Origin of the sequence: Kitasatospora sp. NPDC050463 (assembly GCF_040655255.1) — a bacterium.
Lineage (GTDB): Bacteria > Actinomycetota > Actinomycetes > Streptomycetales > Streptomycetaceae > Kitasatospora.
Genome location: NZ_JBFAJO010000097.1, coordinates 1 through 25,513 on the forward strand (window position 1 = coordinate 1; position 25,513 = coordinate 25,513).

Consider the following 25,513-nt stretch of genomic DNA (forward strand, 5'->3'; position numbering starts at 1 on the left):
GCCCGTCGAGTACGAGAACACCTACCACCTCACAACTGCAAAACCACAGGTCACAACCACAAGCTGAGGTCTCTATCGAACCCGGGGCGGTTCAGTTGCCTGTCGGACCACGAACGCACCGCGCTCATCGCGATTCTGGACAAACTGATGGCCGATGTCCGACGACGCACGGCCCACGAAGAAGGCTGAGCCCTTCGGACCCGCTACGGCCTGACGTGATCCACTTCTGCCGATCGGCCCCCGTCCTATGCCCTCCCACCCGAGGCCCTCGAATTCAGTGGCCCGGCCTGACCCGAAGAGTGCTGGTGGCTCCCACGAGCACCGCGCCGGGCCCGCAGGGGCTGCCGGTCGGCCCCGCGTGGCCGGTGCGGCGGGGTACGGAGCCCGGGTGTCCCGGGGGCGCCCCGCCTGTCCGGCGCAGACCAACGCGCGGGAGACCATCGGAGGTGGTCGACTGGGCCACACACGGTAAACCTCTTCGTAGTGGAGCCCAGCATGGCGATCATCGTGATGTTCGACCTGCCCGGCATGACCCAGGCCGCCTACGAGCGGACCACCCCATGGTGAGCGGGGGTTCCGGCGGACTCAACAGCCCCGCCGACTGGCCCGTTCCCGGCCTCGTGTCGCACACCCCGCGCCCCCCGACGGGTGATTCGTTGCCGACGTCTGGGAGTCCAAGGAGGCGTTCGAGCGGTTCGCCGAGGTCATCAGGCCGATCCTGCGCGAGGTCGGCGCTCCGGACGTTCAGCTGAAGATCTACCCGATTGTTCAGCTCTGCGGTTGCGACCAGGAGCGCCGTCGCCGTTGCAGGAATGGAGACCGCCGGCTCGGGAAGGAGACGCCTCGCCCGCACCGGGCCCCGCACGGCGAGGAGCGCGGGCCTCGGCCCGAAGGCCTCGCCCACGTCGAGTCGTAGGGCGCCGTAACGGAAGGAGCGACCCCGTTGGATGACTTCGACGCGTTCGTCGCCCTGCTGGAGTACCCCGTCTACGTCGTCACCGCGGCGGTCGGCGACGAGCGCGCCGGCTGCCTGGTGGGCTTCGCCGGGCAGTGCTCGATCCGGCCGCCCCGCTTCACCGTGTGGATCTCCAAGGCGAACCACACCCACGCCGTCGCCTCGCGTGCGGGCGTCCTGGTGGTCCACCTGTTACCGCACCGGCGCCACGACCTCGCCGAGCTCTTCGGCGGACAGAGCGGCGACGAGGTCGACAAGTTCGCGGCCGTCCCCTGGATTCCCGGCCCGGACGGGGTCCCCGTCCTGACGGGAGCCGCGGCCTGGTTCGCCGGCCGTGTCCACCACCGGACCGACGGAGGGGACCACACCGGTTTCCTCCTCGACCCCCTCGTCACCCGGACCACCGCACCAGGTGAACCGCTCACCTCCCGCGACGTCTCGGACATCGACGCGGGGCATCCCGCATGACCCCGCCGACCAGGTGGGGTGGCGACAGCGACGGCGACAGCGGCCGAGAGGATGAGCGGTGACGGCGACGGGGCCCGACGGCCCGGCGGCATCCGGCCGCCACGAGACCCCCCAGGAACGGGCGGACCGCCTCTGGAACGAGATGCTCCAGGAAGTCCGGGTGGCTCAGACCGGCGCGCAGATCCTCTTCGGCTTCCTCATCAGCGTCGCCTTCACCCCGCTCTTCGCGCACCTGCCCGACTTCGACAAGCACCTGTACGTCGCCACCGTCCTCCTCGGCGCCTTCGCCACCGGAGCGCTCGTCGCACCCGTGTGCTTCCACCGCTTCCTGGCCGGCCACGGCATGAAGCCCGAACTCATCCGGGTGGCCGGCCGTCTCATCGCCACCGGCCTCGTCACCCTCGCCCTCACCATCAGCGCCGCGCTGCTCCTGCTGCTGCGCACCGCGACCGGCAACCCGACGCTGGCGTGGATCCTCAGCGGCGTGGTGCTGGCCTGGTTCACCGCCACCTGGCTGGTGCTGCCCCAGATCGTGCTGCACCGCAACGCCGCGCGACGGCGCTGACACCGCGCGGATCCGCCCCGGCCGGCCGGCCCACGCCGCGGGCCGCCTGCGGGTGGACTCCGGCGCGGATCCCTCCGCGTCGGCCGGACACCGCGGGCGGGCCCGGATCGGCTGGGGCGACGACCGGCTCCCCTGACGCCCGCCGTAGTCGCCCGACCTCGCTGCCCGCCGTAGGTGCCCGTCGACCGGGCGGCGGCCCGGGCGCGGTGCCGGCCCAGGGCCGGGCACCGCGCCGTCGGGCCGTGCGACCGTCAGCAGGTGAGGACGGGGTTCGCCCAGTCGGCGTGGTCGCTGTTGGTGCCGTCGCCGCCGTCGGTGACCACGAGGTGCAGCTCGTCGGCGCCCGTGAGGTCGGCGGTGAGGTGCCTGGCGGCGGAGCTCGCGGTCATCAGGCCGCTGTCGGCGACCTTGGTGGCGTCCTTGTAGATCTCGAAGGAGACGCTGCCGCGGCCGTTCGCCTCGGCGTCCACGCCCACGTCGGTGGTGAGCGAGGCGCAGGAGCCGCCGAGGTAGTAGACCACCTCGCTGAGCGCGTTGACGCCCAGGCCCTTGGCGTACGTGGTGCCCGCGATGGTGATGGTGCGTCCGTCCCGGGCCTGGTTGTCGCCGTTGCTCATGTCCTTCTCGACCGGGCCCCAGCTGTTTCCGGCGGAGGACCAGGCGAGGCTGGAGAGCGGGTAGCTTCCGGTGGCCGGACCGTTGCCGCAGGCGATGTGCGCGCCCGCCCAGTCGGCGTGGTCGTAGCGGGTGCCGTCGCCGGCGTCGGTGACCACCAGGCGCACGGTCGTGGCGCCGGTCAGGTCGGCGGTGAGGCGCTTGGCGGGGTCCTTCCCCGTGACGGTGCCGCTGTCGGCCACCTTGGCGCCGTCCTTGTAGATCTGGAACACCACCGAGCCGTTGCCGTAGGTCTCGTCGTCGACCCCCACGTCGGTGACCAGGCTCCGGCAGGCGCCGCCGAGGTGGAAGCCGACGTCACTGGCCGCGTGCACGCCGAGGCCCTTGGCGTAGGTGGTGCCGCGGATGCCGATGGTCCGTCCGTCACCGGGTTGGTGGTCGCCGCTGCTGCGGTCCCGCTCGACCGGTCCCCACTGGTTGGCGGCGGCGCCGAACGGGAGGTCGCTCAGCTGGGTGACCCCGGTCGGCGGGGGCACGGGCGAGCTCGGGGTGACCCGGAACATCGCGGTGCCGTGGCCCGGCACGGTGGCGCTGACGGTCCCGTCGCCGGTGGTGGTCTTCTTGGACCACAGGTCCTTGACCCTGTACGACTCCGCCCCGCCGATGCCGAGGGTCTGCGCGGTGGCGGTGATGGTGGCGTCGTTGGAGCCCTCGTTGGTCAGGGTGACCGCCCGGGCGCCGTCGGCCAGCGGCTTGGACATCACGACCAGGCCCTGTTCGCTGGAGACCACCGAGCCCTGCCGGCCGAGCGGGTCCTGGTCCACCGCGATCACGTCGGCGTTGGTCAGGATCTCGAAGGTCTCCGGTGCGGCGGTGCGCAGGTCGGTGCCGATCATCAGGGGCGCGGCCATCTCGGCCCAGAGGCTGAAGTGGGTGCGGTACTCCGTCGCGGTCATGCCGCCGTTGCCGACCTCCAGCATGTCGGGGTCGTTGAAGGCCCCGGGCTTGGCGTAGCCGGCCAGGCCCTGGTTCGCCTGGGCGATGGAGATCATGCTCTGCCAGGTGTCACTGATGTCGCCGGTGGTGCGCCAGGAGTTGCCGACCGAGGGGGCCCAGTTCCACGGGCCGGTGCTGCCCCACTCGCAGATGCTGTAGAGGATCGGGCGGCCGGTCGCCTTCAGCGCGTCGCCCATCGTCCGGTAGCGGGTCCTGGCGTCGAGCCCCTGGTTGTGGCAGTTGTCGTACTTGAGGTAGTCCACGCCCCACGAGGCCCAGAGCCGGGCGTCCTGCTGTTCGTGGCCGAGGCCGCCGGGGAAGCCCCGGACGTCGCAGGTGTGGTCGCCCGCGCTGGAGTAGATGCCGAACTTGAGGCCCTTGCCGTGGACGTAGTCGGCGAGCGCCTTGATGCCGTGCGGGAAGCGGACCGGGTCGGGCACGAGGTCGCCGGCGGCGTTGCGCTCGGGCAGGGCCCAGCAGTCGTCCAGGTTGACGTACTGGTAGCCGGCGGTCTTGAGGCCCTTGCTGACGAAGAGGTCGGCGATGCCCTTGATCATGGCTTCGTCGAACTGGTCGCCGCACTGGGTGGAGTTCCAGTTGTTGAAGCCCATCTGCGGCGTCAGGTTGATGCCGTTGTCCAGGGCCAGCGCCGGTGGCGCGGTGGCGAGTTGGAGGCCGACGGCGAGGGCGCCGCCGCCGGTGAGCAGGGTCACGGCCGTCAGTGCCGATGCGATCCGGCGGGAGAGTGCCGTGCGACGTAACGGTGCTGTGCTGGGGGAGCGCAAAGGTCCTCCAGGGACGGTGTGGTGGGTGGGTCGTACCCCGGCTCCGGCGAGGTGCCGGAGCCGGGGGGAACAGGGGGAGCGTCAGGAGAGCAGGCTCCAGGACTGCCCCGCCGCCGATCCGTCGGCCGGGCTGAGGACGACGGGGGAGGTCGCGGCGGTCTGCGGGGCGGCCAGGGCCAGACCGGTGGCGACGTTGGTGATGGTCAGCGCGCCGGTCGCGGTGTTCTGGGCGACGCGCCACTTCTGGGCCGGGTTGCCAGGGTCGTAGGCGTTCTGGGCCCGGGCGGGCTGGCCGGCCGCAGCTCCGGTGAGGGTGCCGTGGTTCTGCGTGCCGGTGTAGCAGTTGTCGGTGATGCGCACCGTGCCGTCCGGGTTCGCGGCGAAGTTCCACTGCTCCGAGGTGTGCGTGTCCCACCAGGTGTTGATGTCGGTGGGGGAGCCGTCGGGGGCGCTGCAGGTGCCCTGGACCTCCAGTGCCTTGCCACCGGTGCCGCCCGCGCTGATGCCGTGGTAGCGGCCGTCGCCGACGACCGTCGCCGGGATGGTGCCCGGCAGCGCCTTGAGGCGGTACAGGGCGACGCCGTGCGGCTCCACCTGGGCGCCGAGGCTTCCGGTCACGTTGGCGGTGGAGCCGGTCCACAGGTCCTTGGCCGAGTAGCCGGGGCCGGTGAGGCCGAGGTCGCTCAGGCTGGTGGAGATGTTCCGGTAGCCGGCCGGGTCCTGGTTGATCAGCAGGACGGCGGTGTCACCGTTGGCCAGTTGCCGCTTGAGGACGACCGGCGCCGTGCTGCCGGCGGGCGGGGCGCCGACCAGCGTGGCGGGCTTGGCGAGCCGGTCCTGGTCGATCGCGATGACCTCGGTGTTCTTGTAGACGGCCAGCCGGTCGGCGCTGATGCCGGTGGACCAGGTGAGGCCGTCCTGGGTGTGCCGGGAGTCCGCGGCGGTGCGCAGGTCCGCGCCGGAGATGAGCGGGGAGGCCGTCATCGCGAGGATCGACATCTCGCTGCGCGACTCGGTCAGGGACATCGGCTTGTGGCAGGGGCAGGTGTCGGACTGGCCGTAGACGCCGTACGGGTCCTCCCAGCCGGCGAACATCATGTCCAGGTCGTTCCAGCTGCCCGGCCGGACGTTGCCCGGGTACTTCAGGGCCGTCTGCAGCTGACCGTTGTAGAGCACGCCCTCCAGGTCGGGGCCGCGGTCACCGCCGATCCGGCAGAGGTTGGCCACCTGCCCGCACCACACGCCGGTCGGGGCGTAGCCGGGTGCCTGGAACGCGGGCGTGCCGGCCGCGACCACCACCGGGTCGGTGCGGGCCGGGTCGTCGGAGGCCAGCAGGGAGGGGACCCCGGAGTGCACCGGCTGCGCCGAGACGCTGAGGGCCACCCGCGGGCGCCCCTGGGCCTGGGAGGCGGAGTCGAGCGCCCGCTGGAAGTCGCGCACCCGGGCGTAGATGGACCGGGTCAGCTCCCTCCCCTCGCCCTGCGTCCCGTAGTTGTGCCCGTCGGGCCCGACGATCGGCGGGCCGTACGGGCAGTCGTCGTACTTGACGAAGTCCACGCCCCAGGCGACGAAGTCGGCGGCGTCGGTGGCTTCGTGGCCCAGGCTGCCGGGGCGCCCCTGGCAGGTGGTGTAGGTGTCGGTGGCGTAGAGGCCGAACTTCATGCCCTTGCTGTGGGCGTACCAGGACAGGTACTGGATCCCGTTCAGGGTCTGCCCGTTGACGGTGTGCGCCGGGTAGCGGTCCGGGGCGGGGACGAGGTGGCCGGTGGTCGGGTCGAACCCGGTGCCGTCGGTGCCGCTGACCGGGTTGTGGTTGGCGTCGTAGAGCTGCATCGCGCCGTAGGAGTTCTTGACCAGGTCGGTGGTCTGGCCGTCGCGGTGGCCGAGCGACCAGCCGTCGTCGATGGTGACGGTGTCGTAGCCGGCCTGGACGAGCCCGTTGGCGGACATGAAGTCGATGGTCTGGACGACCTGTTCCTGGGTCACCGCGGTGCCCAGGGTGTTCCAGGAGTTCCAGCCCATCGGCGGGGTGAGGGCGAGTCCGTTGTCCAGGGCCGCGGCGGGGGTGGAGGAGCCGAGGACGACGGTGCCGAGTCCGGTCGCTGCGAGGGCCAGCGCGACCAGGGCGCGGGGCAGGGCGCGGGGCAGGGGTATCCGCATGGGGGCGCTCCAGAGTGCGCAAGTGTGGGTGGGGGATCGGCAATCCACTGCCGTTGGTTTCTGTTTGAACTCCCAACAGAAAGCAACGCAGCATAGGCACACGAGCGAGCCGTGCTCAAGTGCCGTGCACGGACCGGTCGGTGAGGCCGGTTCAGCGTGAGTGATCTGGTGGATGCCCTTTCGCGCCGCGTCATGTCACAGGTTGATCTCGGCGTGTCAGCGTGCTTGACGAGGGATCGCCGAGTCATGTGATATTTCACATCACGTTGAAATCCGTTTGGTTCTGATTGCTTATCGAACAGTCGCTCAGCCCCGGCCTGTTCGGCGTCACCCTCGATCCCACCCCGTGCCGGTACCCCCGACCGGCACAAAGGAGCGTTCCCCCCATGATCCGAAGCACCACCGGTCGTGCCACCTCCCTCGGCCTCCTGCTCGCCCTGGGCCTGACCACGACCGCCTGCTCCAACGGCCAGGAGTCCACCGACGGCGCCGCGGCGGTGGCCCCGGTGAAGGGCAGGATCTCGCTGACCTACCTGCAGAAGCAGGGCGATCAGGAGTACTTCGTCGGCGAGGCCGCCGGCGCCAGGGCGAAGGCCGTGGAGCTCGGCATTGACCTCAAGGTGGTGAACCTCGGCAGTGACGCCAACAAGACCGTCAGCGAGGTGCAGGCGGCCATCGCGCAGAAGACCAACGGGGTGATCGTCGTCGTCCCGGACCCGGCCGTCGGCCCGCAGATCGTGCAGACCGCCAAGGACGCCAAGGTCGCGCTCCTCACCTCGGACGACCAGGTCTGCGCCACCGGCCCGGACCCGGCGGTCTGCGCCAAGGCCGATCTCGTCCCGCGCGTCGGCTTCAGCGGCACCCAGATGGGCGCCGAGGTCGGCAAGCGGGCCGCCGACGAGTACAAGGCGGCGGGCTGGAACCCCGCGGAGACACGGGTCATCGCAGCCTGGAAGCAGGACGTCACCGTCTGCGGAGACCGGGTCAAGGCCGCGAAGGAGGCCTTCGGCGCCGTCGCCCCCGGCGTCCAGACCATCGACGTCGCCACCGACAACACCCCCACCGGCGCCCAGGACAAGGTCGCCGCGATCATCAACACCAAGCCCGGCGTGAAGCACTGGGTCGTCGTGGGCTGCAACGACGAGAACGTGCACGGCGGCGTCACCGCCCTGCGCAACGCCGGACTGAGCGCCGACAACGTGATCGGCGTCGGCCTCGGTGCCTACCTCGCCTGCAAGGACTGGAGCGGCACCCAGCCCTCCGGGATGAAGGCCGCCCTCTTCATCAACGGCAAGGACGTCGGCGCGCTCGCCGTCCAGACCATGTACGACAAGCTCAGGAGCGGCAAGGAGATGCCCGCCGAGGCCTTCGCCAAGACCACCATGGTGGACGCCACCAGCTGGAAGAGCGCCGGGGTCACCTGCGCCTGACCGGTCGTCACCGGGTGGCCGCCCGCCAACGCCGGGCCGTCACCCGGTTCCCCGCTCGCACCCTCCCGCCCGGCCGGAGCCGACAGCGGGGCCCGGCCCCCGGACGTCGGGGGCCCGGGTGGTGAGTCCGAATGTGTCCTCGCGAGATTAGGATGAGATGACTTGCTGTCAGGACACTGTGGGGATCTCATGTGGGACGAGGCGATGGTCGGCGGGGCGGGGCCGGTGACGGTGGGGGAGTGGCAGCCGCCGGCGGAGCTGAACACCGGGGTCCCGCACCCGGCGCGGATGTACGACTACTACCTCGGCGGGAAGGACAACTTCCCGGCCGACCGGGAGGCCGCCGAGAAGGTCATCGCGGCCATGCCCGACGCCCGGCTCGGGGCGCGGATCAACCGTGAGTTCCTTGGCCGCGCGGTGGAGTTCGCGGTCGGCCAGGGCGTCCGCCAGTTCCTGGACATCGGCACCGGGATCCCGGCTGTGGGCAGCACCGGGGAGGTCGCCCACCGGGTGGCCCCGGACGCCCGGGTCGTGTACGTCGACAACGACCCGATCGTTCTCACGCACGCCCGCGCCCTGCTGGCCCACCACCTCGCCGGTCACACCTCGGTCCTGCACGCCGACCTGCGCGACCCGGAGGCGATCCTCGGCGACCCGGGCCTGAAGGAGGCGCTCGACCTCTCCCGACCGGTGGCCCTGATGCTGGTGGCGGTACTGCACTTCGTCCGGGACGAGGAAGGCGCCGCCGAGACGGTGGCCCGGCTGCGGGACGCGCTGGCGCCGGGCAGTCTGCTGATCCTCTCGCACGGCACTCAGGACTTCATGACCGCCCAGGCGGCCGCCGAGACCACGCGGATCTACAGCCGGGCGAGCTCGCCGCTGGTCCTGCGGGCCAAGGAGCAGGTGCGGGAGTTCTTCGGCGACTTCGAGCTCGCCGACCCCGGCCTGGTGCAACTGCCGCTGTGGCAGCCGCGAGCGGAACTGCCGCAGGGCTGGCAGGGGGCGGCCCCCGCCTACGCGGGAGTCGCGATCAAGCGCTGACTCCAAGGCGAAACCTTTCTGCTGCCGTGCGCTGCGTGCCGCGCACGGCAGGGTGAGGTTGTGACCAGGGCCGGTCCCGCCGAACCCCGGGCCCCGGCCGTCGGCCGACCCGGTGGAGTTGGAGGCGACGCACGCCGACGGGGCTCGGCTCCGGGCCGGCGGGCAGCGGATGTGACAACCTGTGCGGCATGGAGGCGGAGCCCGAGTACGGCGGGGCCGGGCCCGGCGGCGTCCTCGACGTCGCGCCGACGGCCCGTACGGCGGTCGCGTGGATCCCGCCGCCGGAGTTGTGGCCGCCGATTCAGGACATCCGCCTCGAACACGACCCGCAGGTCCGCCGGTGGCCGCCCCACGTCAACCTGCTGTTCGGGTTCGTGCCGGAGTCCGAGTTCCACCGGGCGGCCCCGCTGGTGGCCGCCGCCACGGCGGGGACGACGCCGTTCACAGCCCGGCTGCACGGGGTGCGCAGCTTCCGGCACCGGGCGTACGCGACGGTCTGGCTCGACCCGGCCGCGGCCGGCACGAGGCCGTGGACCGACCTGTACCGGTCGCTGCTGGAGAGGTTCCCGCGCTGTGTCGGACGGGGCGCGGGTTTCACTCCGCACCTGTCCCTGGGCCGGACCGGGGAGCCACGGAGCCTCGCCGCCGAGTGCACGGCCCGGCTCGGGACCACGTTCGTGGAGGTCCGGGAGGTGGTGCTGCTCTCCCGCCGCGGCGGCGACGATCCGATGCGGCCGCGCGCGACCGTCACCCTGGGCACCGGCGAACTGCGCTGGATGCCCGACACCGAAGCGCCCGAGGGCGGCTGAGCCTGCTCCGCGGAGCGGTCCGGGGCCGGCGCGCGAGAGGGGCCCACCGCTCCCCGCGCCGAGGCACGCCGGGGGCGGTGGGCTCCTGCGACCCGACCAGGTGATCAGCCCATGCTCTTGGCGCCGTCCAGGGTCTCCCGGATGATGTCGGCGTGGCCGGCGTGCTGCGAGGTCTCGGCGATGATGTGCATCAGCACCTTGCGGGCCGACCAGCGGGCCCCGGGCTCGAACCAGGGCGCCTTCGGCAACGGGTGGGAGACGTCCAGGTCGGGCAGGACGGCGATCAGCTCGTCCGTGCGCCGGGCCGTCTCGGCGTAGTCGGCCAGCACACCGGCCAGCGTCTCGCCGGGAAGCATGCGGAACTCGTCGGCGCGTCGCGCGAAGTCGGCCTCGGTCATGGCGCTGAAGTCGCTCATGGCCGACGTGCCCTCCAGGATGAAGTCCACCCACCCGCGCTCGACGCTCGTGACGTGCTTGATCAGGCCGCCCAGGCACAGCTCGCCGGCGGTGGTGCGGAGCCCGGCCTGCTCGTCGGTCAGATCGCGGGTGGTGAAGCGCAGGAAGTGTCGGGACTTGCCCAGCACCGCCAACAGGTCGGCGCGCTCCCCGCCGACCGCCTCGGCGGTCTGCTCGGTGGTCGGCTCGGTGGCGGTCGTGATGTCGGTCATGGGTTCCCCCTCGGTAGGTCCTGTTCTGCGGACAGGAACCACAGTAGGGGCCATCTGGGTCAGATCGTGTCCTAGATGGCGGGCGACCGGTGGCGCCCGCGGACAGCCCCGCACGGGGCGCCCGCTCCCCGCCCGAGCAGGCGTGCGGCGGGTGCGCGCCCCGGTGTCCCGCGGCTACCGCTTGGTGCCGTCGACGATCACCGGGGTGCCGGTGGAGCCGCAGGGGCTGCTGTAGACGGGGTTCTTCTCGGCGGCGGCCTTGAAGGCCTCGATGCACTGGCTGAGCAGGATCTTGTCGGTCAGTGAGCCGGCGATCGCGGCGTTGGCGGCGGCGGTGCTGTCGGCGTCTATCTTCCGCTTCTCGGCCTCGGCCTTCGCGGTGCGTACGGCGGCCTCGGCCTGGGCGGTGGCCTGGTCCTGCTGGATCTTCTGGTCGATGGCCTTCTGGAGGCCCTCGCTGGGACGGACGTTGCGCAGGTTGACGCCGTTGACCAGGACCCCGCGCGGCGCCAGCCGGTCGGTGATCAGCTTGGTGATCTCGGAGCCGATCGCCTCGCGCTGAGCGGAGTACCCCTCGACGCTGGTGTGCCGGGCGAAGACGTTGCGGACGATCTCGCGGCTGTCCGCGTAGACCAGGCGCTGCTGGACGGCCTCGTCGCTGCCGGCGAGCTTGAAGAGCGACACGGCGTGTGCCGGGTCGACGGACCACTTGACCGTCAGGTCGGCGTAGAGCACGCCGCCTTCGGAGGACCGGACCTCGACGGTGTCGTGGTCCGTGAGGTCGAGGTCGGTCGGCCGGGTGGAGAAGGTGGTGACCTCGGTGAGCGGCGACTTGAGGTGCAGTCCGGGCTGCCAGGTGCCGTCGACCTTGCCGAGCGTCCTGGGCACGCCGACCTCGTACGGCTCGACGACGTAGGTGAAGGTCGTGAGCCCGAGCAGCAGGCCGAGAAGGGCCGTCGTGGCTCCAGTGAGCGCCGCGAAGCGGAAGGTGACGACTCGGCGCCGCCGCAGGACCAGCAGGGCGACGCCGAGGACGAGCAGGAACAGCGATATGTAGATCATGGGCGGCAGCGTAGGGAGCGGCAGGCGGGTTTCGGGCGACGTGCGGATGGCGCTCCGGTGAACGTGGGCCGTTCGTTCCTGGTCGGGCCGGGTCGACGGCGACCGGTGCGCTGAGCCCGGACCGCACGGGACGGTCCGGGGTCAGCGGCCTTCACCCGGAGCGCCGGACCGCGGGAGCAGTGTGGCGATGCCCGCACAGATCAGCTCCAGGCTGTGGGCGAACTGCTGGTCCTGGTCGTGGGCGGCTGCGGCCATGGTGCGGGGGAAGCGCCGGTGGAGGTCGGCGGCCGCTTCCGGGCCGGGCGGCACGACGGGTGGCTCGCTCTGCTCCTGCAGCACGTAGCCGGTGACGTGGCTGAGGAGGGTGTCGGCGGCGGTGCCGCACTGCTTCGCGGGCACGCCGGCCTCCGCGAGGGTGTCGAGCAGTCGCTCCAGCACGGAGAGCGCGCCGTGGCTGAGTGTCTTCGGGCTGTCGGCGAACATGATCGCCCCGCCGGGGTGGCGGCGGATGCTCCGGCGCAGGGCGACGGCCTGCGCCGTCACGCGTGCCTGCCAGTCGCTGTCGGCGGCCAGGTCGGCCAGTGCCTCGGTGCCCGCGTCGTAGGCCTGCCGGGCCACCCGATCGGCCATCAGCTGGAGCAGCGCGGCCTTGTTGGGCACGTGGTAGTAGAGGCTTCCGGCGTGCACGTCGAGCCGCTCGGCGACCCGGCGCATGGACAGTCCGTGGTAGCCGGCCTCGGCGAACACGGCCATCCCGGCGTCGGTGATCCGGTCTGCGGTCAGCTTCACGGGGGAAGTCTAGCGATCACCGGAGCTCTTCGAACGGTGTTTGAAAACTGCCCCGGCCGGGCGGGTGGACGGGCCGACCGTGCCTGCCGCCGAGAAGGGTCCGGGTTGCGGGGGCTGGGGTCCTGCCGGTTCTGCCGGTGGGGAAGTGGGGGAGTGGTGGGGCCGGCCGAGGGGTCGGCCCCTTCGCTGTCACCGCTGCCGGGCGTCGGCCGCCGGGCGCCGGTCAGAGCTTGACGACGTTCTCCGCCTGGGGGCCCTTCGGCCCCTGCGTGACGTCGTACTCGACCAGGTCGTCCTCGTACAACTCCTTGAAGCCGGCGGTCTGAATGGCGGAGAAGTGGACGAACACGTCCTGGCCGCCGTCGTCCTGGGCGATGAAGCCGAAACCCTTCTCGGCGTTGAACCATTTGACCTTGCCAGTTGCCATGTTGCTCTCCTTCGGAGGTGCTGAGCGAGCCCTCGGCGCGGCTACGATACCGCCTCCGAACAGTAGACATGGCGGACGGTGCACGGCTTGTCGCCCTCCGTGAGCCGAGGGGGCGACGGGTCCGGGGGGCGGGCCGGCTCGGCCCCCCTCAGGCGCGGTTGCGCTCCTCCCGCCGCCGGATCAACTCCTCCACCGCGCTCGGGAGGGTCGTCTCGAAGTCGATCAGCTTGGCCCAGGTCGGGGTGACGACGATCCGGACCATGCCGTCGTAGAGCGAACGGACTTCGGCCTCCCAGGCGACCCGCTGCTCGGGCGTCATCGTGTAGGTGCCGTTCGACTGGAGGTACTCCTCCGGGATGCCCTCGACCTCGTCCAGCTCGGCCCGGCCGCGGATGAGCAGGATCTTCGGTGGGTGCACCTCGGTGTCGATCGTCAGTGCGACCGCCGGGTTGTGACGCAGGGCCGGCAGTTTCGGGGCGTTCTTCACGGTGCACATGACGATTTCCGAGCCGTTCCAGACGAAGGCGATCGGCACGGCTCGGGGAGTGCCGTCCTTGGCGACGTAGGCCAGGCGGGTCAGGTCTCGGGCCAGGAGTTCCTGGCTCAGCGGGCGGTTGAGGATCTCGTGGATCTCGCTCGGCTGCACGGTCGGGTCCACCTTCCAGCGGTAGGGCACCAGGACCATCCCAGCTTAAGGAGTCTCGACGGTAGGAACAGGTGCGACAGGACCGCCGAGGGCGTCGGCGGGGTGGTCACATGAGCCGGTCACGGTGGCGCGCGGCGGTTTCGCGCAGGAGGCGGGCGAAGCGTTCGCGGCTCCGGGTCTGTTGCCGCTCGGCGCGATCGTCGTCCCGCGCCTCGTCGGCGGTGTCGGGAGCAGCACCCTCGTCGAGGTCGTCGTGCTCGTCGTGCTCGTCGAGGTCGTCGAGGTCGTCGTGCTCGTCGTGCTCGTCGAGGTCGTCGAGGTCGTCGTGCTCGTCGTGGAGGAGCCAGCAGCCGTGGATGCCGGAGAGGAGGTCTTCGAGGAGGTCGCGGGCGGGGCGCTTCGGGTCGAGCGGGGTCAGGCGCAGGCCGATGTCCTCCGGGTCGGTGCCCTGGTCGGCGATCTCCGCGGCGAGGGCCTCGTCGAGGTCTTCGAGCTGTTCGCGCAGGCCGGCGGGGTCGGGGAGCAGGCCGTCGGCGATGTGGAGGGCATGGCGGACGAGGCCGGTGACCGCGTCGTAGGGGGTGTGGCCGGCGTCGAGGAGTTCGAGGACGAGGGTGGGCGTCTCGTGGGGGAGGGCCTCGATGGTGCCGGCTTCGAGGACGACGGTGGTGGCCTCGTGGCCGGAGGCTTCGGCGGCGACCTCGGCCGCGGCGGCGAGCCAGTGCGCCGCGGCCACGGCCGCGGCGGTCGGGTCGATGTCGGAGAACAGGGCGGCGGAGCCGAAGGGGTCCTGTTCGAAGAGGAGGTCGGCGGCGGCGACCTGGACGGGGGAGGCGTCTTCGCGGCTGAGCAGGACGGCCTGCTGGGCGCGGCCGGTGAGGTCGCCGAGTTCGGCGCCTTCCACGGCGGTGAGTTCGGCGACGGTCTCGGCCAGGACGGCCTTCGCCAACTCGGGTTCGTCGAGGGTGCGCAGGGCGCGGCCGAGCCGGTGGGCGGATTCCAGCAGCGGGCTGTGGGAGACGGCGAGCATTCCGCCGGCCGGGAGGTTCGGGGCGGCGACCGCCTCGGCGACCGCGCCGAAGGCGTTGCGTTCCTGCTCGCGCCGCCAGCCCTCGCTGTTGGGCTCCAGGGAGCCGGCGGCGCTGGCGGGGTGGGTGTAGGTGCGCCAGGCAGCGTCGGACAGTTGGGTCAGGGTGCGCGCCAGGCGCAGGAGCGTGCTGGTGTCCCTGCCGACGGGGAGGTCCGCGATCCGGGTGGCGAGTTCGCCCTCGCCGGTTCCCCACGCGGCGATGAGTTCGTTCCGGTGGGGGTCGATGCTGTACCTCGTCATGAAGCCGTACCTCCGATTCCTGCCGGCACATCGCCCGGCCGCACGTCATTCTGACGCACCGGCAGCTGCCGGGGCCTCCGGCGGCCGACCTCGCGAGACCGACGGTGCCGCGCCGCTCACGCGATCGGCCCCGGTGCCCGGCGCGGTGTCCGGTCGCTGCCCGCTGCTCCAGGGCGGGTGGCGGCCCCTCGGGCCGACGCGTGCGTGTGACCGCCCGGGACGGGGGCAGACGCGGGTGGTCCGACACACACGGTGACGAGGGAGGCCCGGCGTGGTGGAAGAGACGAAGACCTCCGGCCGGCAGCGGCCGCCGCGGACCGAACCGGCCGACGGCGGGGTGGTCGAGACGGACGTGCCGGCCAGGCTGGACCGGCTGCCGTGGTCCCGCTGGCACTGGCGGATCGTGATCGGCCTGGGGACCGTCTGGATCCTGGACGGTCTGGAGGTGACGATCGTCGGCACGATGGCGGCCAGGCTCGCCGAGCACGGCAGCGGCATCAGCATCTCGACGACGCAGGTGACCACCGTCGCGGCCGCGGTGTACGTGGCGGGTGCCTGCGGCGGCGCCCTGTTCTTCGGCTGGCTGACCGACCGGTTGGGGCGCAGAAGGCTGTTCATGCTGACGCTCGCCGTCTATCTGGCGGCCACCGCCGTGACGGCGCTGTCCGGGGCGGCCTGGTTCTTCCTCCTCTGCCGCTTCTTCACCGGGTTCGGCATCGGGGGCGAGTACGCGGCGATCAACTCCGCGATCGACGAGCTGATTCCGGCCCGGGTACGCGGCCGGATCGACCTGATCATCAACGGCAGCTTCTGGATCGGCGCGGCGCTCGGCGCGTTCGGCTCCATCGCGCTCCTGGACACCGCGCTGTTCGCGACGGACGTCGGCTGGCGGCTGGCCTTCGGGACGGGCGTGGTGCTGGGCCTGGTGATCCTGCTGGTCCGCCGCCACGTCCCGGAGAGCCCGCGGTGGTTGTTCACGCACGGGCGTAAGGCGGAGGCGGAGGAGGTGGTGGCCGAGGCCGAGCGGATCGTGGCACGGGAGACCGGCAGCGCGCTGCCGCCCGTCACCGGGAGGCCGATGGCCATCCGCGAGCGCGGCCCGCTCGGCTTCGTCACGATCGCCCGTACGGTGATCGGCCGCTACCCGCGCCGCACCGTGCTCGGCCTCGCGCTCTTCATCGGCCAGGCGTTCCTCTACAACTCCGTGACCTTCGGCTACGCCGTCATTCTCACCACGTACTTCGACGTACCGGCGGGTGACACCGGCTACTACTTCGCGGTGATCGCGGTCGGCAACTTCCTCGGGCCGCTGCTGCTCGGCCACCTCTTCGACTCGGTCGGGCGCAAGCCGATGATCGCCGGGACGTACGTCGGCTCCGGTCTGCTGCTGTTCGGCACCGCCGTGCTCTTCCAGCAGGGATCGCTCTCGGCCGTCACCATGACGGCCTGCTGGACGGCGGTGCTCTTCCTGGCCTCCGCCGGGGCGAGTTCGGCCTACCTGACGGTCAGCGAGATCTTCCCGCTGGAGACCCGGGCGCTGTGCATCGCCTTCTTCTACGCCGTCGGCACCGCGGTCGGTGGCATCAGCGGGCCACTGCTCTTCAACGGCCTGGTGAGCAGCGGCGAGGTGTCCGACACCACGCTCGCGTTCTGCGTCGGCGCCGCCCTGATGACCGTCGCCGGGTTGGTGGAGGCCGCGATCGGCGTCCGTGCCGAGCGGCGCAGCCTGGAGTCGCTGGCCCCGCCGCTGAGCGCGGTCACGACCGACACCGCGCCGGCCCGAACGCCCGGGTGAGGGAAGGGGGGTGAGCCGGGCCGCTGCCGCACGACGACGGTGGCGGCCCGCCTCGTGCCGGGTGGCGATCCGCCCCGGTCCCGGGGCTGAGCGAGCGGTCGGTGCCGGCCTTCGCCCGGCCGAGGGGTGCCGGTGGACGGGCGGGATCGTCTCCGGAAAACCTGTTGCGCTGTTCTTGGGAGACGCTAGGCTGTGGCCGTTCTCGTCGCGGCGCTGCCGTGGCTTGGCCGCTGCGATCCCGAGCTGCGGCGTGAGGACGGACGTGGAGAAGCAGAGGAGGTGTGTCGTGATGGTTGCCGCCGTGTCGCGGCGCGCCCTCGTGTGCGCGCCATACGCCTCTTCCTCTCGTCTTTCGCCCACCGGCTGACGACGCCTCGCAACTGGCGCATCGGTGGGCCGTTCCTCAGGAGCCACCGCAGTGCGCGAGCGCTTTTCCGACACCGATTCCTTCTCCCGTATCCGCGCCAAGGGCGCACCTCGTCGCGGCCGCCGTTCCGAGCGGTTCGACGACCACGAGCCCGTTCTCGCGTACAGCGAGGTCCTCGGGCCCGACTTCGCCGACTTCGGCGGCCACCACGACGCCGACACCTCTGAGCACGCCGGCTACGGCGGCGACGACCACGGCGGCTACGACCACGTCCCCTGTGACGACGGAGGCTCCGACGCCTACGCCGACGCCGTCTCGGGTCCGGCCTCGGGCATCGACGGTCCGGCCGAGGGCGACCGCTGGTCCACCTGGGACCAGTCCACCCCCACCGAGAAGGGGCCCGAGCCGCGCCCCGCCTGGGTGGTGACCGAACTCGCGGCCGTCGACACCGAACTCGGGCTCGTGAAGACCGGCAAGGAGGCCGACGTCTTCCTCCTGGAGCGCGGCGTCCCCGGCACCGACCGGCGCACGCTGATGGCGGCCAAGCGCTACCGCGACGCCCAGCACCGGATGTTCCACCGCGACTCCGGCTACCTGGAGGGCCGCCGGCACAAGGAGTCCCGGGTCGCCCGGGCCATGGCCAAGCGCACCGCCTTCGGCAAGGAGGCCATCGCCGGACAATGGGCCGCCGCCGAGTTCACGGCCCTGTGCCGGCTCTGGTCGGCCGGCGTGGCCGTCCCCTACCCGGTCCAGATCACGGGCACGGAGATCCTGATGGAGTTCGTCGGCGACGGGAGCGGCACCGCCGCACCCCGGCTCGCACAGCTGCGCGCCGAGGAGGTGGACGTCGCGGACCTCTGGGAGCAGCTCGGGCGCAGCCTGTCGCTGCTGGCCGGTGACGGTTACGCCCACGGGGACCTCTCGGCCTACAACATCCTGGTCCACGACGGCCGGTTGGTGATCATCGACGTGCCGCAGATCGTGGACGTCGTCGCCAACCCGCGCGGGCGTTCCTTCCTGGAGCGGGACGTGCGCAACGTCGGAGCCTGGTTCGTCTCCCGGGGCCTGCCCGAGCGGCGCGTCGGCGAGCTGGTCGACGCGCTGACGTTCGACGCGCGCCTGGGGTGAGCCGGATCCGGCCGTCGGTCGGTGAACGCCGCACGGTGGGCGGGCACCCACGCGGGTGCCCGCCCACCGAGGGCGTCCGGCCTACTCGACCGGGCTCGCCTGGAGCCCCTGGAGGCCCTGGACTCCCTGGATCCCCTGGAGCGCGGCGACCAGGGCGTCGACGTCCTGGACGGTGTTGTAGAGGGCCAGCGAGGCCCGTACCGCGCTCTGCAGGCCGAAGGCGGCCAGCGCCGGCTGCGCGCAGTGGTGGCCGGCGCGCACCGCGATGCCCTGCTGGTCGAGCGCCCCGGCGAGGGCCATCGGGTCGGTGCCGGCGAGCAGGAAGGTCAGCACGCCGATCTTCCCCGGCGCGTCGCCGATCAGCCGCAGCCCGGGGACGGTCGCCAGCGCGCCCATGGCGTACGCGGTGAGCTGCTCCTCGTACGCGGTGGCGGCCGGGCGGTCCAGCCCGGCCAGGTACCGCAGGGCCGCCCGCAGCCCGGCGACCCCGGCGATGTGGCCGGTGCCCGCCTCCAACCGGTGCGGGACGGGGGCGTAGGACGTCTCCTCGAAACTCACCGAGTCGATCATGTTGCCGCCGCCCTGCCACGGAGGCATGGCCTCCAGCAGCTCGCGCTTGCCGAAGAGCACGCCGATACCGGTCGGGGCGAAGATCTTGTGACCCGAGAAGGCGTAGAAGTCGGCGTCCAACGCGGTCACGTCCACCGGGAAGTGACTCACCGCCTGTGCGCCGTCCACCAGGACCTTGGCGCCGTACCGGTGCGCCAGCGCGGTCATCTCGGCCACCGGCGGGACCGTCCCCAGCACGTTCGAGGCATGGGTGAGCGCGACCAGCTTCGTCCGCGAGCCGAGCAGATCCCGGTAGGCGTCCTGGTCCAGTTGCCCGTCGGGGAGCAGCGGGATCGGCCGGATCCGCGCCCGGCGCTCCTTGGCGATCAGCTGCCAGGGCACCAGGTTGGAGTGGTGCTCCGCCGCCGACACCAGGATCTCGTCGCCCACGCCCAGGTTGGCGCGGCCCCAGGACTGCGCCACCAGGTTGACGGCCTCGGTGGTGCCGCGGACGAAGACGATCTCGCCGGCGTCCTGTGTTCCGAGCAGCCCGGCGGCCTCCTCACGGCCCTCCTCGTAGATCTGGGTGGCCTGCTTGGCGAGGGTGTGCGCACCGCGGTGGACGTTGGAGGTGCCCATCGAGTAGTGCTCGGCGACCGCCTCGACCACCTGGCGCGGCTTGAGCGTGGTGGCCCCGTTGTCGAGCCAGACCAGTGGGCGGCCGTTCACCTCCCGGTGCAGCTGCGGGAAGTCCCGGCGGACGGCCTCGACGTCGAACCCGCCCGGCGGGTCGGCGACCGGGGTGGCGGGAGCGGTTCGGGCCGCCCGGTCCGGTTGCGTGGGCAGCCAGTACCGGGGACCGCCCGCCGCGTGCGCGAGCGCCCCGGGCACCGGGGCCCCGCCCGGTACCACGTCGGTCGAGTACCCGGTGGCGGCCGGGGGGCGACTCGCCCCGGCGACCCCGGTGCTGCGCCCGAATCCGTCAGGAGTAGTCATGGTAGCTCGACACCTCGACGTTCTGGAGCACGGCGATGGCGTCGTCCACCAGCGCGGCGGCCGAGAAGTAACTGGTCACCAGGTACGAGGTGATGGCCTGCCGGTCGACGCCCATCGCCCGCACCGAGAGCCCGGGCTCGACCTCGTCCGGGACCTTCGACGGGCGCAGGCCCACCACGCCCTGGCGGTCCTCGCCGACCCGCATCAGCAAGATGTTGGTGGTGCCGGGCGCCGAGTTCGCGGTCCCCTTCAGGTCGAGCTTGTCGGAGGGCAGCAGCGGCACGCCGCGCCAGGTCAGGAACGGGCTGCCGAAGAGGTCCACGATCTGCGGCGGCACCCCGCGCCGGGTGCACTCGCGTCCGAACGCGGCGATCGCCCTCGGGTGGGCGAGGAAGAACGCTGGCTGCTTCCAGACCCGGGCGAGCAGCTCGTCCATGTCGTCCGGGGTCGGCGCGCCCTTGCGGGTGCGCACGCGCTGACTCGGCACGACGTTGTTGAGCAGCCCGTACTCGGGGTGGTTGAGCATCTCCCACTCCTGGCGCTCGCGGAGCGCCTCGGTGGTCAGCCGCAGCTGCGCCTGGACCTGGTCGATCGAGGAGTTGTAGACGTCCGAGACCCGGGTGTGCACCTTGAGGACGGTCTGCGCGATGCTCAACTCGTATTCGCGGGGGCCCTCCTCGTAGTCCACGAAGGTCTCCGGCAGGTACGGCTCGCCGGAGTGGCCCGAGGTGAGGTCGATCGGGTGCTCGCGGTCGGCGGGCTGCCGGCCGTCGGCGCGGAAGGCCTCCAGCTGGGCGCTCAACGACGGTTCGCGGTCGGAGAGTTCGACGAGCATCCGGCGGTCGAGGGAGAGCACGGTACAGGCGCTGACCGCCGTGACCCGGTAGGGCATCGCGCTACCGTCGACCCACGCGGTCGCGTCGAAGAAGTCGCCGTCGCCGACCACGGCGAGCAGGGCGTCCGAGCCGTACTCCCCGGTGGCGTGCTTCTCGGCGCGCCCCAACGCGATGACGTGCAGCTGCTCGGTGGGAGCGCCGGCGTCGACGATCAGCTCGCCGGGAGCCACCTCGCGCTGGACGAAGCCGTTGGCGAGGGCGGCGAGCAGCGGGCTGTCCACCTGGCTGAGGAAGGGCAGCTCGCGCAGGTCCTCGGCGATCACCCGGGAGGTGTTGTCGCCGTCGACGTAGGTGCCGATCAGCCCGTCGCCGAGGATGAACCCCCGGCGGCGGTTGACCCGGTAGACACCGGCCTCCAGGTCCACCCAGGGCAGGGCACGCAGCAGGTACCGCGGGGTGATCCCGAGCATCTGCGGCGCGGTCTTGGTGGTGGTGGCCAGGTTCCTGGCGGCGGAGGTGCTGAGACTCTGCCGGCTCGGCTGACTCTGCTGAACGGTCTCGGTCGTCATGGCTGGTCCCTGTTCTGGTCGGGAGAACTGAGTGGGCGTCAGATCCACTGCGGAGACGGGGAGTCGGCCGTTGCCGACCCGCCATGACGATTGTTGCGGCCGTTCGGTGATGGTGTGAGTGCGTTCGATTGGGGGCCATTGGTTCCGGTGCAGAGCATCGACGGCGGGTCCTCGCCAAACTCACTCGAACGGGTGAACTTATCCATAAGCCGGTGTGAGATGTTCGAAAGCCGAACTTTGGAAGCGGCCGTGGTCGGGGCACGGCGAGGGGGTGGGCCGCGGGTACCGGAACGCGCTCCACCCGCTGGGAGGCCGCCCGGCGGGCCGTGGATGAGGTGACACAGTAGCGGCGCACGGGGCGGATGGGGTGGATGGGGCGCTCCCGGCGGGGCACCGGCCCCGGCGGTCGGCGGTGATCGGCGGCGTCGTGGGCGTGGTCGCGCGACGCGGATACCCCCCGGGCGCCCGTCGTTCAGAGTTCAGAACGTCCAGCGCGTGTGGGTGTAGACCCCGTCGTCCCGGCCGAAGCCGTACGCGGTGGCCGGAGCGACCGCGAACACCACCACCGTCCCCTTCCGGAACTCCTCCCCGATCCCGTGGAAGGTCCCCTCGGACGAGGTGATGTGCGGCCCGTACTTCGTCTCGTACGCCGTGATCACCTCCTCCAGCACCGCTGGATCGGTGACCGGCTGCGCCGTGCCCTCGACCACGAGGTCGAGACCTACGGTGAGCGAGTTCCCCCCGGTGGTGAGCGCGCAGTGCCCGTCCTGAGCGAGGTTCCTCGCCTTCTGTTCCCCCGCGCCGGTGGAGAAGTACAGCACCCCGTCGTGCCAGGCGGCGATCACGGGCGTGACGTGCAGCCGGCCGTCGGGCCGCACCGTGGACACCCAGAAGATCTCGGCGGCCGCCAGCTGCCGCTGTGCCTCGTCCCAGGAGACGGCCGTGACCTTCGCGGCGTCCGGACGGGGATTGAGTGCGGAGCTGTAGCGGGCGTCGAGCTCGGTCGTGGGCTGCTGGGCGGGTCCCTGGGTCGGCATGGCGATCCCTCCTCCTGCGTGGCCGGCGGGGCGGCGCCGCTCCGTGCTCCCAGGTTCCGTCCGTGGCGGACACGGCGCACGCCCACTCGCCCGGTGTCACCGGGACGGCCGCAGACCGCGACTCTCAGGCCGCGCGCAGTGGCCCGCGGCTACCAGTAGTGGCGGCGGCCGCCGACCTCGCGGCCGACTGCTCCCATGATCCAGAGGATGAGTCCGATCACGGCCAGGATGAGGCCGATGGTCCACAGGATGGAAATGCCGGTGACGAACCCGATGACGAGGAGGATGACTCCGAGGACGATCACGATGACCTCCGTTTTGCTCCCCAGTGGATGTGTGGCCTTCCGCCGCTGCGGAGGTCAACACCGCGTCTTTCCGGTTTTCGGGTCCTCAATCCGACGTTTCATGAAATGCCGGACGATCGCCGCCCGGAGTGCCGGGCGGCAGCGGGGCGGCGGCCCGCCGGCTCCCCCCGGCTCCGGCACGGCGGCGTCCCGGGCGGACGGGTGTCCGCCGGGTTCAGTTCCGTGCGAGCAGTTCGAGGGTGTCGATGACGCGGTTGGAGAAGCCCCACTCGTTGTCGTACCAGGCGACGACCTTGACGTGCTTGCCGTCCACGCGGGTCAGGGCGGCGTCGAAGATCGAGGACGCCGGTTCGCCGGTGATGTCGCCGGAGACCAGCGGCTCGTCGGCGTAGTCGAGGATGCCCTTGAGTCGGCCGTCGGCGGCGTCGCGGTAGGCGGCGAGGATCTCCTCGCGCGTGACCTCGCGGGACACCGTGGTGTTCAGCTCGACGAGTGAGCCGACCGGGACCGGTACGCGGATCGAGTCACCGGACAGCTTGCCGTCGAGGTTCGGGAGGACCAGGCCGATGGCCTTGGCGGCGCCGGTGGTGGTGGGCACGATGTTCACACCGGCGGCGCGGGCGCGGCGCAGGTCGCGGTGCGGGCCGTCCTGGAGGTTCTGCTCCTGGGTGTAGGCGTGCACCGTGGTCATGAACCCGTGCTCGATGCCGGCCAGTTCGTCGAGCACCGACGCCAGCGGGGCGAGCGCGTTGGTGGTGCACGAGGCGTTCGAGACGATGACGTGCGCGGCCGGGTCGTAGGCGTCGGTGTTCACCCCGAAGGCGAGCGTGACGTCGGCGCCGTCGGACGGGGCGCTCACCAGGACCCGGCGGGCACCCGCCGCGATGTGCGCGCGGGCGGCCTCGGCCGAGGTGAAGCGGCCGGTCGACTCCAGCACGAGGTCGACGCCGAGTTCTGCCCAGGGCAGGTTGGCGGGGTCGCGTTCGGCGAGGACCTTGATGCGGCGGCCGTCGACCACCAGGTCGGTCCCGTCGACCGAGACCGGGCGGTTGAGGCGCCCGAGCGAACTGTCGAACTTGAGCAGATGGGCAAGGGAATCGGGCGCGGTGAGGTCGTTGATGGCGACCACTTCGAGGTCGCTGCCGCGTTCGAGCAGGGCACGCAGGCTGTTGCGTCCGATACGACCGAAACCGTTGATGGCGATGCGGGTCATTGGGGTCTTCCCTTCCGTTCGTTTCGCTCTCCATGCTCGGCGTTCGACCGAGCCCCGGACAGGGGCTGGATCGACAGGGTGCGCAAGGATCTCGCCATACCTGTTGCCACCGCCCGCAAGGATCTCGCCACTGCGAATCCCGCCGGCTCCGCAGTAAGCGCGGCACCAGCGCATCGGCAGGCGGGGGAGTCGGAAGAGGGAGTCAGGAGAGGGAGTCAGGAGGCGGGGGCAGCGAAGGTGTGGCGGTACTCCGTGGGAGAGGTCCCGAGAATCCGCTGGAAGTGCAGCCGCAGATTCGCCCCGGAGCCGAGCCCCGCCCGGTCGGCGATCTGCTCCACCCCCAGATCCGTCCGCTCCAGCAACTCGCGCGCCAGGTCCACCCGGGCCCGCAGCACCCACTGCATCGGCGTGTAGCCGGTGTCCTCCACGAACCGCCGCGAGAACGTACGGGCCGACACCCGCGCGACGCCCGCGAGGGTCTCCAGGGTCAGTGGCTCGGCGAGATGCGCCAGGGCCCACTCGCGGGTGCCGGCGAACAGGTCGCCGAGCGGCTCCGGCACGCTCCGGGGGACGTACTGTGCCTGCCCGCCGCTGCGGTACGGCGCGGCCACCAGCCGCCGCGCCACGTGGTTGGAGAGCCCGACCCCGTGATCACGCCGCACCAGGTGCAGGCAGAGGTCGATGCCCGAGGCCGCGCCCGCCGAGGTGAGCATGTCGCCCTCGTCCACGAACAGCACGTTCTCGTCCACCGACACCAGCGGGTGCTGCTCGGCGAGGGCCTTGGTGTAGTGCCAGTGCGTCGTCGCCTTCCGGCCGTCCAGCAGCCCCGTCGCCGCCAGCGCGAACGCCCCCGTCGAGATCGCCGCCAGACGCGCCCCCCGGCGGTGCGCGCCCACCAGCGCACGGACCACCGCGGCCGGCGGCTCGGTGGCCGCCGGATCCCGGTAACCGGGTACGAAGACGGTGTCCGCCTGCTCCAGGGCGTCGAGCCCGTCGGCCACGTGGTAGGCGAGCCCGTCCCCACCGGTCACCAGCCCGGGTGCCGCTCCGCACACCCGCACCTCGTAGGGCATGCTCGGCCGGCTGGAGAACACCTGCGCGGGAATGCCCACGTCGAGCGGCTTGGCGCCCTCCAGCACGAGCACGGCGACACGGTGATTCCTGCGAGCCATCGGACCCTTCCTTCCCGCCGACCGGACGGGCCGTCGGTCCTACCCGCGACCTGAATGCCCTCTACCGCAAGCATCCTGCCACCGCCCGGCTCACGCCGAGGCCTGCCGGGTGCCCGACGTCGTGAGGACCCGGTGACCACCGTCCGGCGGTTCGGCGCCCGGCAACGGTGTGTGGGAGTGGGGAAGGGTCTGCCGGGCGCCGGCGCCGGCTCAGCCCAGCAGTCGGTCCAGAACCCGGCCGAACACGAGCCGCCCGGCGCGGGCCACCACCGGATCGAGCACGCCCGGCAGGCCCGCGACCACGACCTCCTCCGCCCAGGTCACCTCGCTCCGTCCGCCCCGCGCGCCCACCGTCCGCACCCGGAGTTCGGCCCCGCCTCGGATCGGGCGCCCGCGCTTCACCAGCCTGCACACGCCGTCGCGCCCGGGCGCGGGCTCGGTGATCTCGACGATTTCCATCGGGTCGTCGAACAGCCGCAGCGGCCCGACGGCGGTCCGGGCCAGGATCGTGTCACCCACCTGTCGACCGTTCCCCGGGCTGACCGAGACCCGGGTGAACGGCACCCGCTCGCCGTGTCGCGGCCAGTCGGTCAGCCGCTCCCAGCAGACGCCCGCGGGCAGGCGTGAACGGCGGGTCAGGACGAAGCGGGCCATGCCTCACCCTAGCGAGCAGCCTGGCCGTCGGTCCCGTAGGTGCCCGGAAACGCCGCGACGCCGCTGTACCGGGCCGGATCGGGTGATCGGTCGGGTGCAGCGGCGTTGTCGTGGTGGCCCTGGTGGGGGCGGGGGTGTTACTTGGT

22 protein-coding genes are annotated in these 25,513 nt (G+C 71.9%); 7 read left to right on the plus strand and 15 right to left on the minus strand.

The window, feature by feature from the left end; all coding sequences use genetic code 11:
• Nucleotides 1–943 precede the first annotated feature (943 nt).
• Both AB0J08_RS36560 and AB0J08_RS36565 read left to right on the plus strand, forming a co-directional pair.
• Nucleotides 944–1,423, plus strand: a complete 480-nt coding sequence (locus AB0J08_RS36560; protein ID WP_360642760.1) for a flavin reductase family protein — start codon at nucleotides 944–946, stop codon at nucleotides 1,421–1,423.
• A gap of 58 nt (nucleotides 1,424–1,481) precedes the next feature.
• Complete coding sequence (locus tag AB0J08_RS36565; protein WP_360642763.1) at nucleotides 1,482–1,988, plus strand: DUF6328 family protein; 507 nt, start codon at nucleotides 1,482–1,484, stop codon at nucleotides 1,986–1,988.
• Nucleotides 1,989–2,239: 251 nt separating this feature from the next.
• On the opposite strand, the gene AB0J08_RS36570 is transcribed toward AB0J08_RS36565, so the two are convergent.
• On the minus strand, nucleotides 2,240–4,312 hold the full coding sequence (locus AB0J08_RS36570; protein WP_360642766.1) for an NPCBM/NEW2 domain-containing protein: 2,073 nt from the start codon (nucleotides 4,310–4,312) through the stop codon (nucleotides 2,240–2,242).
• A 153-nt stretch (nucleotides 4,313–4,465) separates the two neighbouring features.
• Nucleotides 4,466–6,544: a hypothetical protein gene (locus AB0J08_RS36575; RefSeq protein WP_360642769.1), complete on the minus strand. Its 2,079-nt coding sequence runs from the start codon at nucleotides 6,542–6,544 to the stop codon at nucleotides 4,466–4,468.
• Nucleotides 6,545–6,930: 386 nt separating this feature from the next.
• On the opposite strand from AB0J08_RS36575, the gene AB0J08_RS36580 reads away from it, so the two are divergent.
• The 3 genes from AB0J08_RS36580 to AB0J08_RS36590 all read left to right on the plus strand — a co-directional run bounded on the left by AB0J08_RS36580 (nucleotide 6,931) and on the right by AB0J08_RS36590 (nucleotide 9,824).
• The gene (locus tag AB0J08_RS36580) at nucleotides 6,931–7,974 is read left to right on the plus strand and encodes a substrate-binding domain-containing protein (protein ID WP_360642772.1); all 1,044 of its coding nucleotides are present in this window, start codon (nucleotides 6,931–6,933) and stop codon (nucleotides 7,972–7,974) included.
• A gap of 162 nt (nucleotides 7,975–8,136) precedes the next feature.
• Nucleotides 8,137–9,015 carry an SAM-dependent methyltransferase gene (locus AB0J08_RS36585; RefSeq protein ID WP_360642774.1) on the plus strand — a complete coding sequence of 293 codons (879 nt, stop codon included), beginning with the start codon at nucleotides 8,137–8,139 and terminating at the stop codon, nucleotides 9,013–9,015.
• Nucleotides 9,016–9,203: 188 nt separating this feature from the next.
• Nucleotides 9,204–9,824: a 2'-5' RNA ligase family protein gene (locus AB0J08_RS36590; RefSeq protein ID WP_360642777.1), complete on the plus strand. Its 621-nt coding sequence runs from the start codon at nucleotides 9,204–9,206 to the stop codon at nucleotides 9,822–9,824.
• 104 nt (nucleotides 9,825–9,928) lie between these two features.
• On the opposite strand, the gene AB0J08_RS36595 is transcribed toward AB0J08_RS36590, so the two are convergent.
• The 6 genes from AB0J08_RS36595 to AB0J08_RS36620 form a co-directional block, all read right to left on the minus strand.
• Complete coding sequence (locus AB0J08_RS36595; protein ID WP_360642780.1) at nucleotides 9,929–10,492, minus strand: DinB family protein; 564 nt, start codon at nucleotides 10,490–10,492, stop codon at nucleotides 9,929–9,931.
• Between the two features lie 174 nt (nucleotides 10,493–10,666).
• On the minus strand, nucleotides 10,667–11,554 hold the full coding sequence (locus AB0J08_RS36600) for a prohibitin family protein (protein ID WP_360642783.1): 888 nt from the start codon (nucleotides 11,552–11,554) through the stop codon (nucleotides 10,667–10,669).
• A gap of 141 nt (nucleotides 11,555–11,695) precedes the next feature.
• Nucleotides 11,696–12,343: a TetR/AcrR family transcriptional regulator gene (locus AB0J08_RS36605; RefSeq protein WP_360642786.1), complete on the minus strand. Its 648-nt coding sequence runs from the start codon at nucleotides 12,341–12,343 to the stop codon at nucleotides 11,696–11,698.
• Nucleotides 12,344–12,566: 223 nt separating this feature from the next.
• The gene (locus tag AB0J08_RS36610) at nucleotides 12,567–12,770 is read right to left on the minus strand and encodes a cold-shock protein (RefSeq protein ID WP_360642789.1); all 204 of its coding nucleotides are present in this window, start codon (nucleotides 12,768–12,770) and stop codon (nucleotides 12,567–12,569) included.
• A 148-nt stretch (nucleotides 12,771–12,918) separates the two neighbouring features.
• Nucleotides 12,919–13,416, minus strand: a complete 498-nt coding sequence (locus tag AB0J08_RS36615; RefSeq protein ID WP_360642816.1) for a pyridoxamine 5'-phosphate oxidase family protein — start codon at nucleotides 13,414–13,416, stop codon at nucleotides 12,919–12,921.
• A gap of 106 nt (nucleotides 13,417–13,522) precedes the next feature.
• Nucleotides 13,523–14,746, minus strand: coding sequence for a hypothetical protein (locus AB0J08_RS36620; protein WP_360642792.1), 1,224 nt, complete (start codon nucleotides 14,744–14,746; stop codon nucleotides 13,523–13,525).
• Nucleotides 14,747–15,083: 337 nt separating this feature from the next.
• Here AB0J08_RS36620 and AB0J08_RS36625 point away from each other — a divergent pair, with 337 nt between their 5' ends.
• Nucleotides 15,084–16,541 (plus strand): MFS transporter, encoded by a 1,458-nt coding sequence (locus AB0J08_RS36625; RefSeq protein WP_360642819.1) that lies wholly within the window; start codon nucleotides 15,084–15,086, stop codon nucleotides 16,539–16,541.
• A gap of 418 nt (nucleotides 16,542–16,959) precedes the next feature.
• Nucleotides 16,960–18,036, plus strand: a complete 1,077-nt coding sequence (locus AB0J08_RS36630) for an RIO1 family regulatory kinase/ATPase (protein WP_360642794.1) — start codon at nucleotides 16,960–16,962, stop codon at nucleotides 18,034–18,036.
• An 81-nt stretch (nucleotides 18,037–18,117) separates the two neighbouring features.
• Here AB0J08_RS36630 and AB0J08_RS36635 read toward each other — a convergent pair whose 3' ends face one another.
• From AB0J08_RS36635 to AB0J08_RS36665, 7 genes are all read right to left on the minus strand, one after another.
• On the minus strand, nucleotides 18,118–19,581 hold the full coding sequence (locus AB0J08_RS36635; RefSeq protein WP_360642797.1) for a SufS family cysteine desulfurase: 1,464 nt from the start codon (nucleotides 19,579–19,581) through the stop codon (nucleotides 18,118–18,120).
• Entirely contained in the window at nucleotides 19,568–20,986 is a 1,419-nt protein-coding gene (locus tag AB0J08_RS36640; protein WP_360642800.1) for a family 2B encapsulin nanocompartment shell protein, read from the minus strand. Before AB0J08_RS36640 ends, AB0J08_RS36635 begins: the two co-directional genes overlap by 14 nt.
• A gap of 479 nt (nucleotides 20,987–21,465) precedes the next feature.
• Complete coding sequence (locus AB0J08_RS36645; protein WP_360642803.1) at nucleotides 21,466–22,023, minus strand: pyridoxamine 5'-phosphate oxidase family protein; 558 nt, start codon at nucleotides 22,021–22,023, stop codon at nucleotides 21,466–21,468.
• 149 nt (nucleotides 22,024–22,172) lie between these two features.
• Entirely contained in the window at nucleotides 22,173–22,328 is a 156-nt protein-coding gene (locus AB0J08_RS36650) for a DUF6131 family protein (protein WP_360642806.1), read from the minus strand.
• A 214-nt stretch (nucleotides 22,329–22,542) separates the two neighbouring features.
• Nucleotides 22,543–23,541 carry a type I glyceraldehyde-3-phosphate dehydrogenase gene (gene gap, locus AB0J08_RS36655; RefSeq protein WP_360642808.1) on the minus strand — a complete coding sequence of 333 codons (999 nt, stop codon included), beginning with the start codon at nucleotides 23,539–23,541 and terminating at the stop codon, nucleotides 22,543–22,545.
• 215 nt (nucleotides 23,542–23,756) lie between these two features.
• A complete protein-coding gene (locus AB0J08_RS36660; RefSeq protein ID WP_360642810.1) occupies nucleotides 23,757–24,713 on the minus strand; it encodes a helix-turn-helix domain-containing protein in 957 nt (318 codons plus the stop codon).
• A gap of 210 nt (nucleotides 24,714–24,923) precedes the next feature.
• Complete coding sequence (locus tag AB0J08_RS36665) at nucleotides 24,924–25,367, minus strand: SRPBCC family protein (RefSeq protein WP_360642813.1); 444 nt, start codon at nucleotides 25,365–25,367, stop codon at nucleotides 24,924–24,926.
• Nucleotides 25,368–25,513: the final 146 nt, after the last annotated feature.

What these genes read in the sequence shown, in the direction of transcription:
- AB0J08_RS36620 (WP_360642792.1), bottom strand. Translation starts at nt 14,746, where the DNA reads ATGACGAGGTACAGCATCGACCCCCACCGGAACGAACTCATCGCCGCG.
- AB0J08_RS36590 (WP_360642777.1), top strand. Translation starts at nt 9,204, where the DNA reads ATGGAGGCGGAGCCCGAGTACGGCGGGGCCGGGCCCGGCGGCGTCCTC.
- AB0J08_RS36665 (WP_360642813.1), bottom strand. Translation starts at nt 25,367, where the DNA reads ATGGCCCGCTTCGTCCTGACCCGCCGTTCACGCCTGCCCGCGGGCGTC.
- AB0J08_RS36635 (WP_360642797.1), bottom strand. Translation starts at nt 19,581, where the DNA reads ATGACTACTCCTGACGGATTCGGGCGCAGCACCGGGGTCGCCGGGGCG.
- AB0J08_RS36645 (WP_360642803.1), bottom strand. Translation starts at nt 22,023, where the DNA reads ATGCCGACCCAGGGACCCGCCCAGCAGCCCACGACCGAGCTCGACGCC.
- AB0J08_RS36600 (WP_360642783.1), bottom strand. Translation starts at nt 11,554, where the DNA reads ATGATCTACATATCGCTGTTCCTGCTCGTCCTCGGCGTCGCCCTGCTG.
- AB0J08_RS36640 (WP_360642800.1), bottom strand. Translation starts at nt 20,986, where the DNA reads ATGACGACCGAGACCGTTCAGCAGAGTCAGCCGAGCCGGCAGAGTCTC.
- AB0J08_RS36595 (WP_360642780.1), bottom strand. Translation starts at nt 10,492, where the DNA reads ATGACCGACATCACGACCGCCACCGAGCCGACCACCGAGCAGACCGCC.
- AB0J08_RS36660 (WP_360642810.1), bottom strand. Translation starts at nt 24,713, where the DNA reads ATGGCTCGCAGGAATCACCGTGTCGCCGTGCTCGTGCTGGAGGGCGCC.
- gap (WP_360642808.1), bottom strand. Translation starts at nt 23,541, where the DNA reads ATGACCCGCATCGCCATCAACGGTTTCGGTCGTATCGGACGCAACAGC.
- AB0J08_RS36610 (WP_360642789.1), bottom strand. Translation starts at nt 12,770, where the DNA reads ATGGCAACTGGCAAGGTCAAATGGTTCAACGCCGAGAAGGGTTTCGGC.
- AB0J08_RS36580 (WP_360642772.1), top strand. Translation starts at nt 6,931, where the DNA reads ATGATCCGAAGCACCACCGGTCGTGCCACCTCCCTCGGCCTCCTGCTC.
- AB0J08_RS36575 (WP_360642769.1), bottom strand. Translation starts at nt 6,544, where the DNA reads ATGCGGATACCCCTGCCCCGCGCCCTGCCCCGCGCCCTGGTCGCGCTG.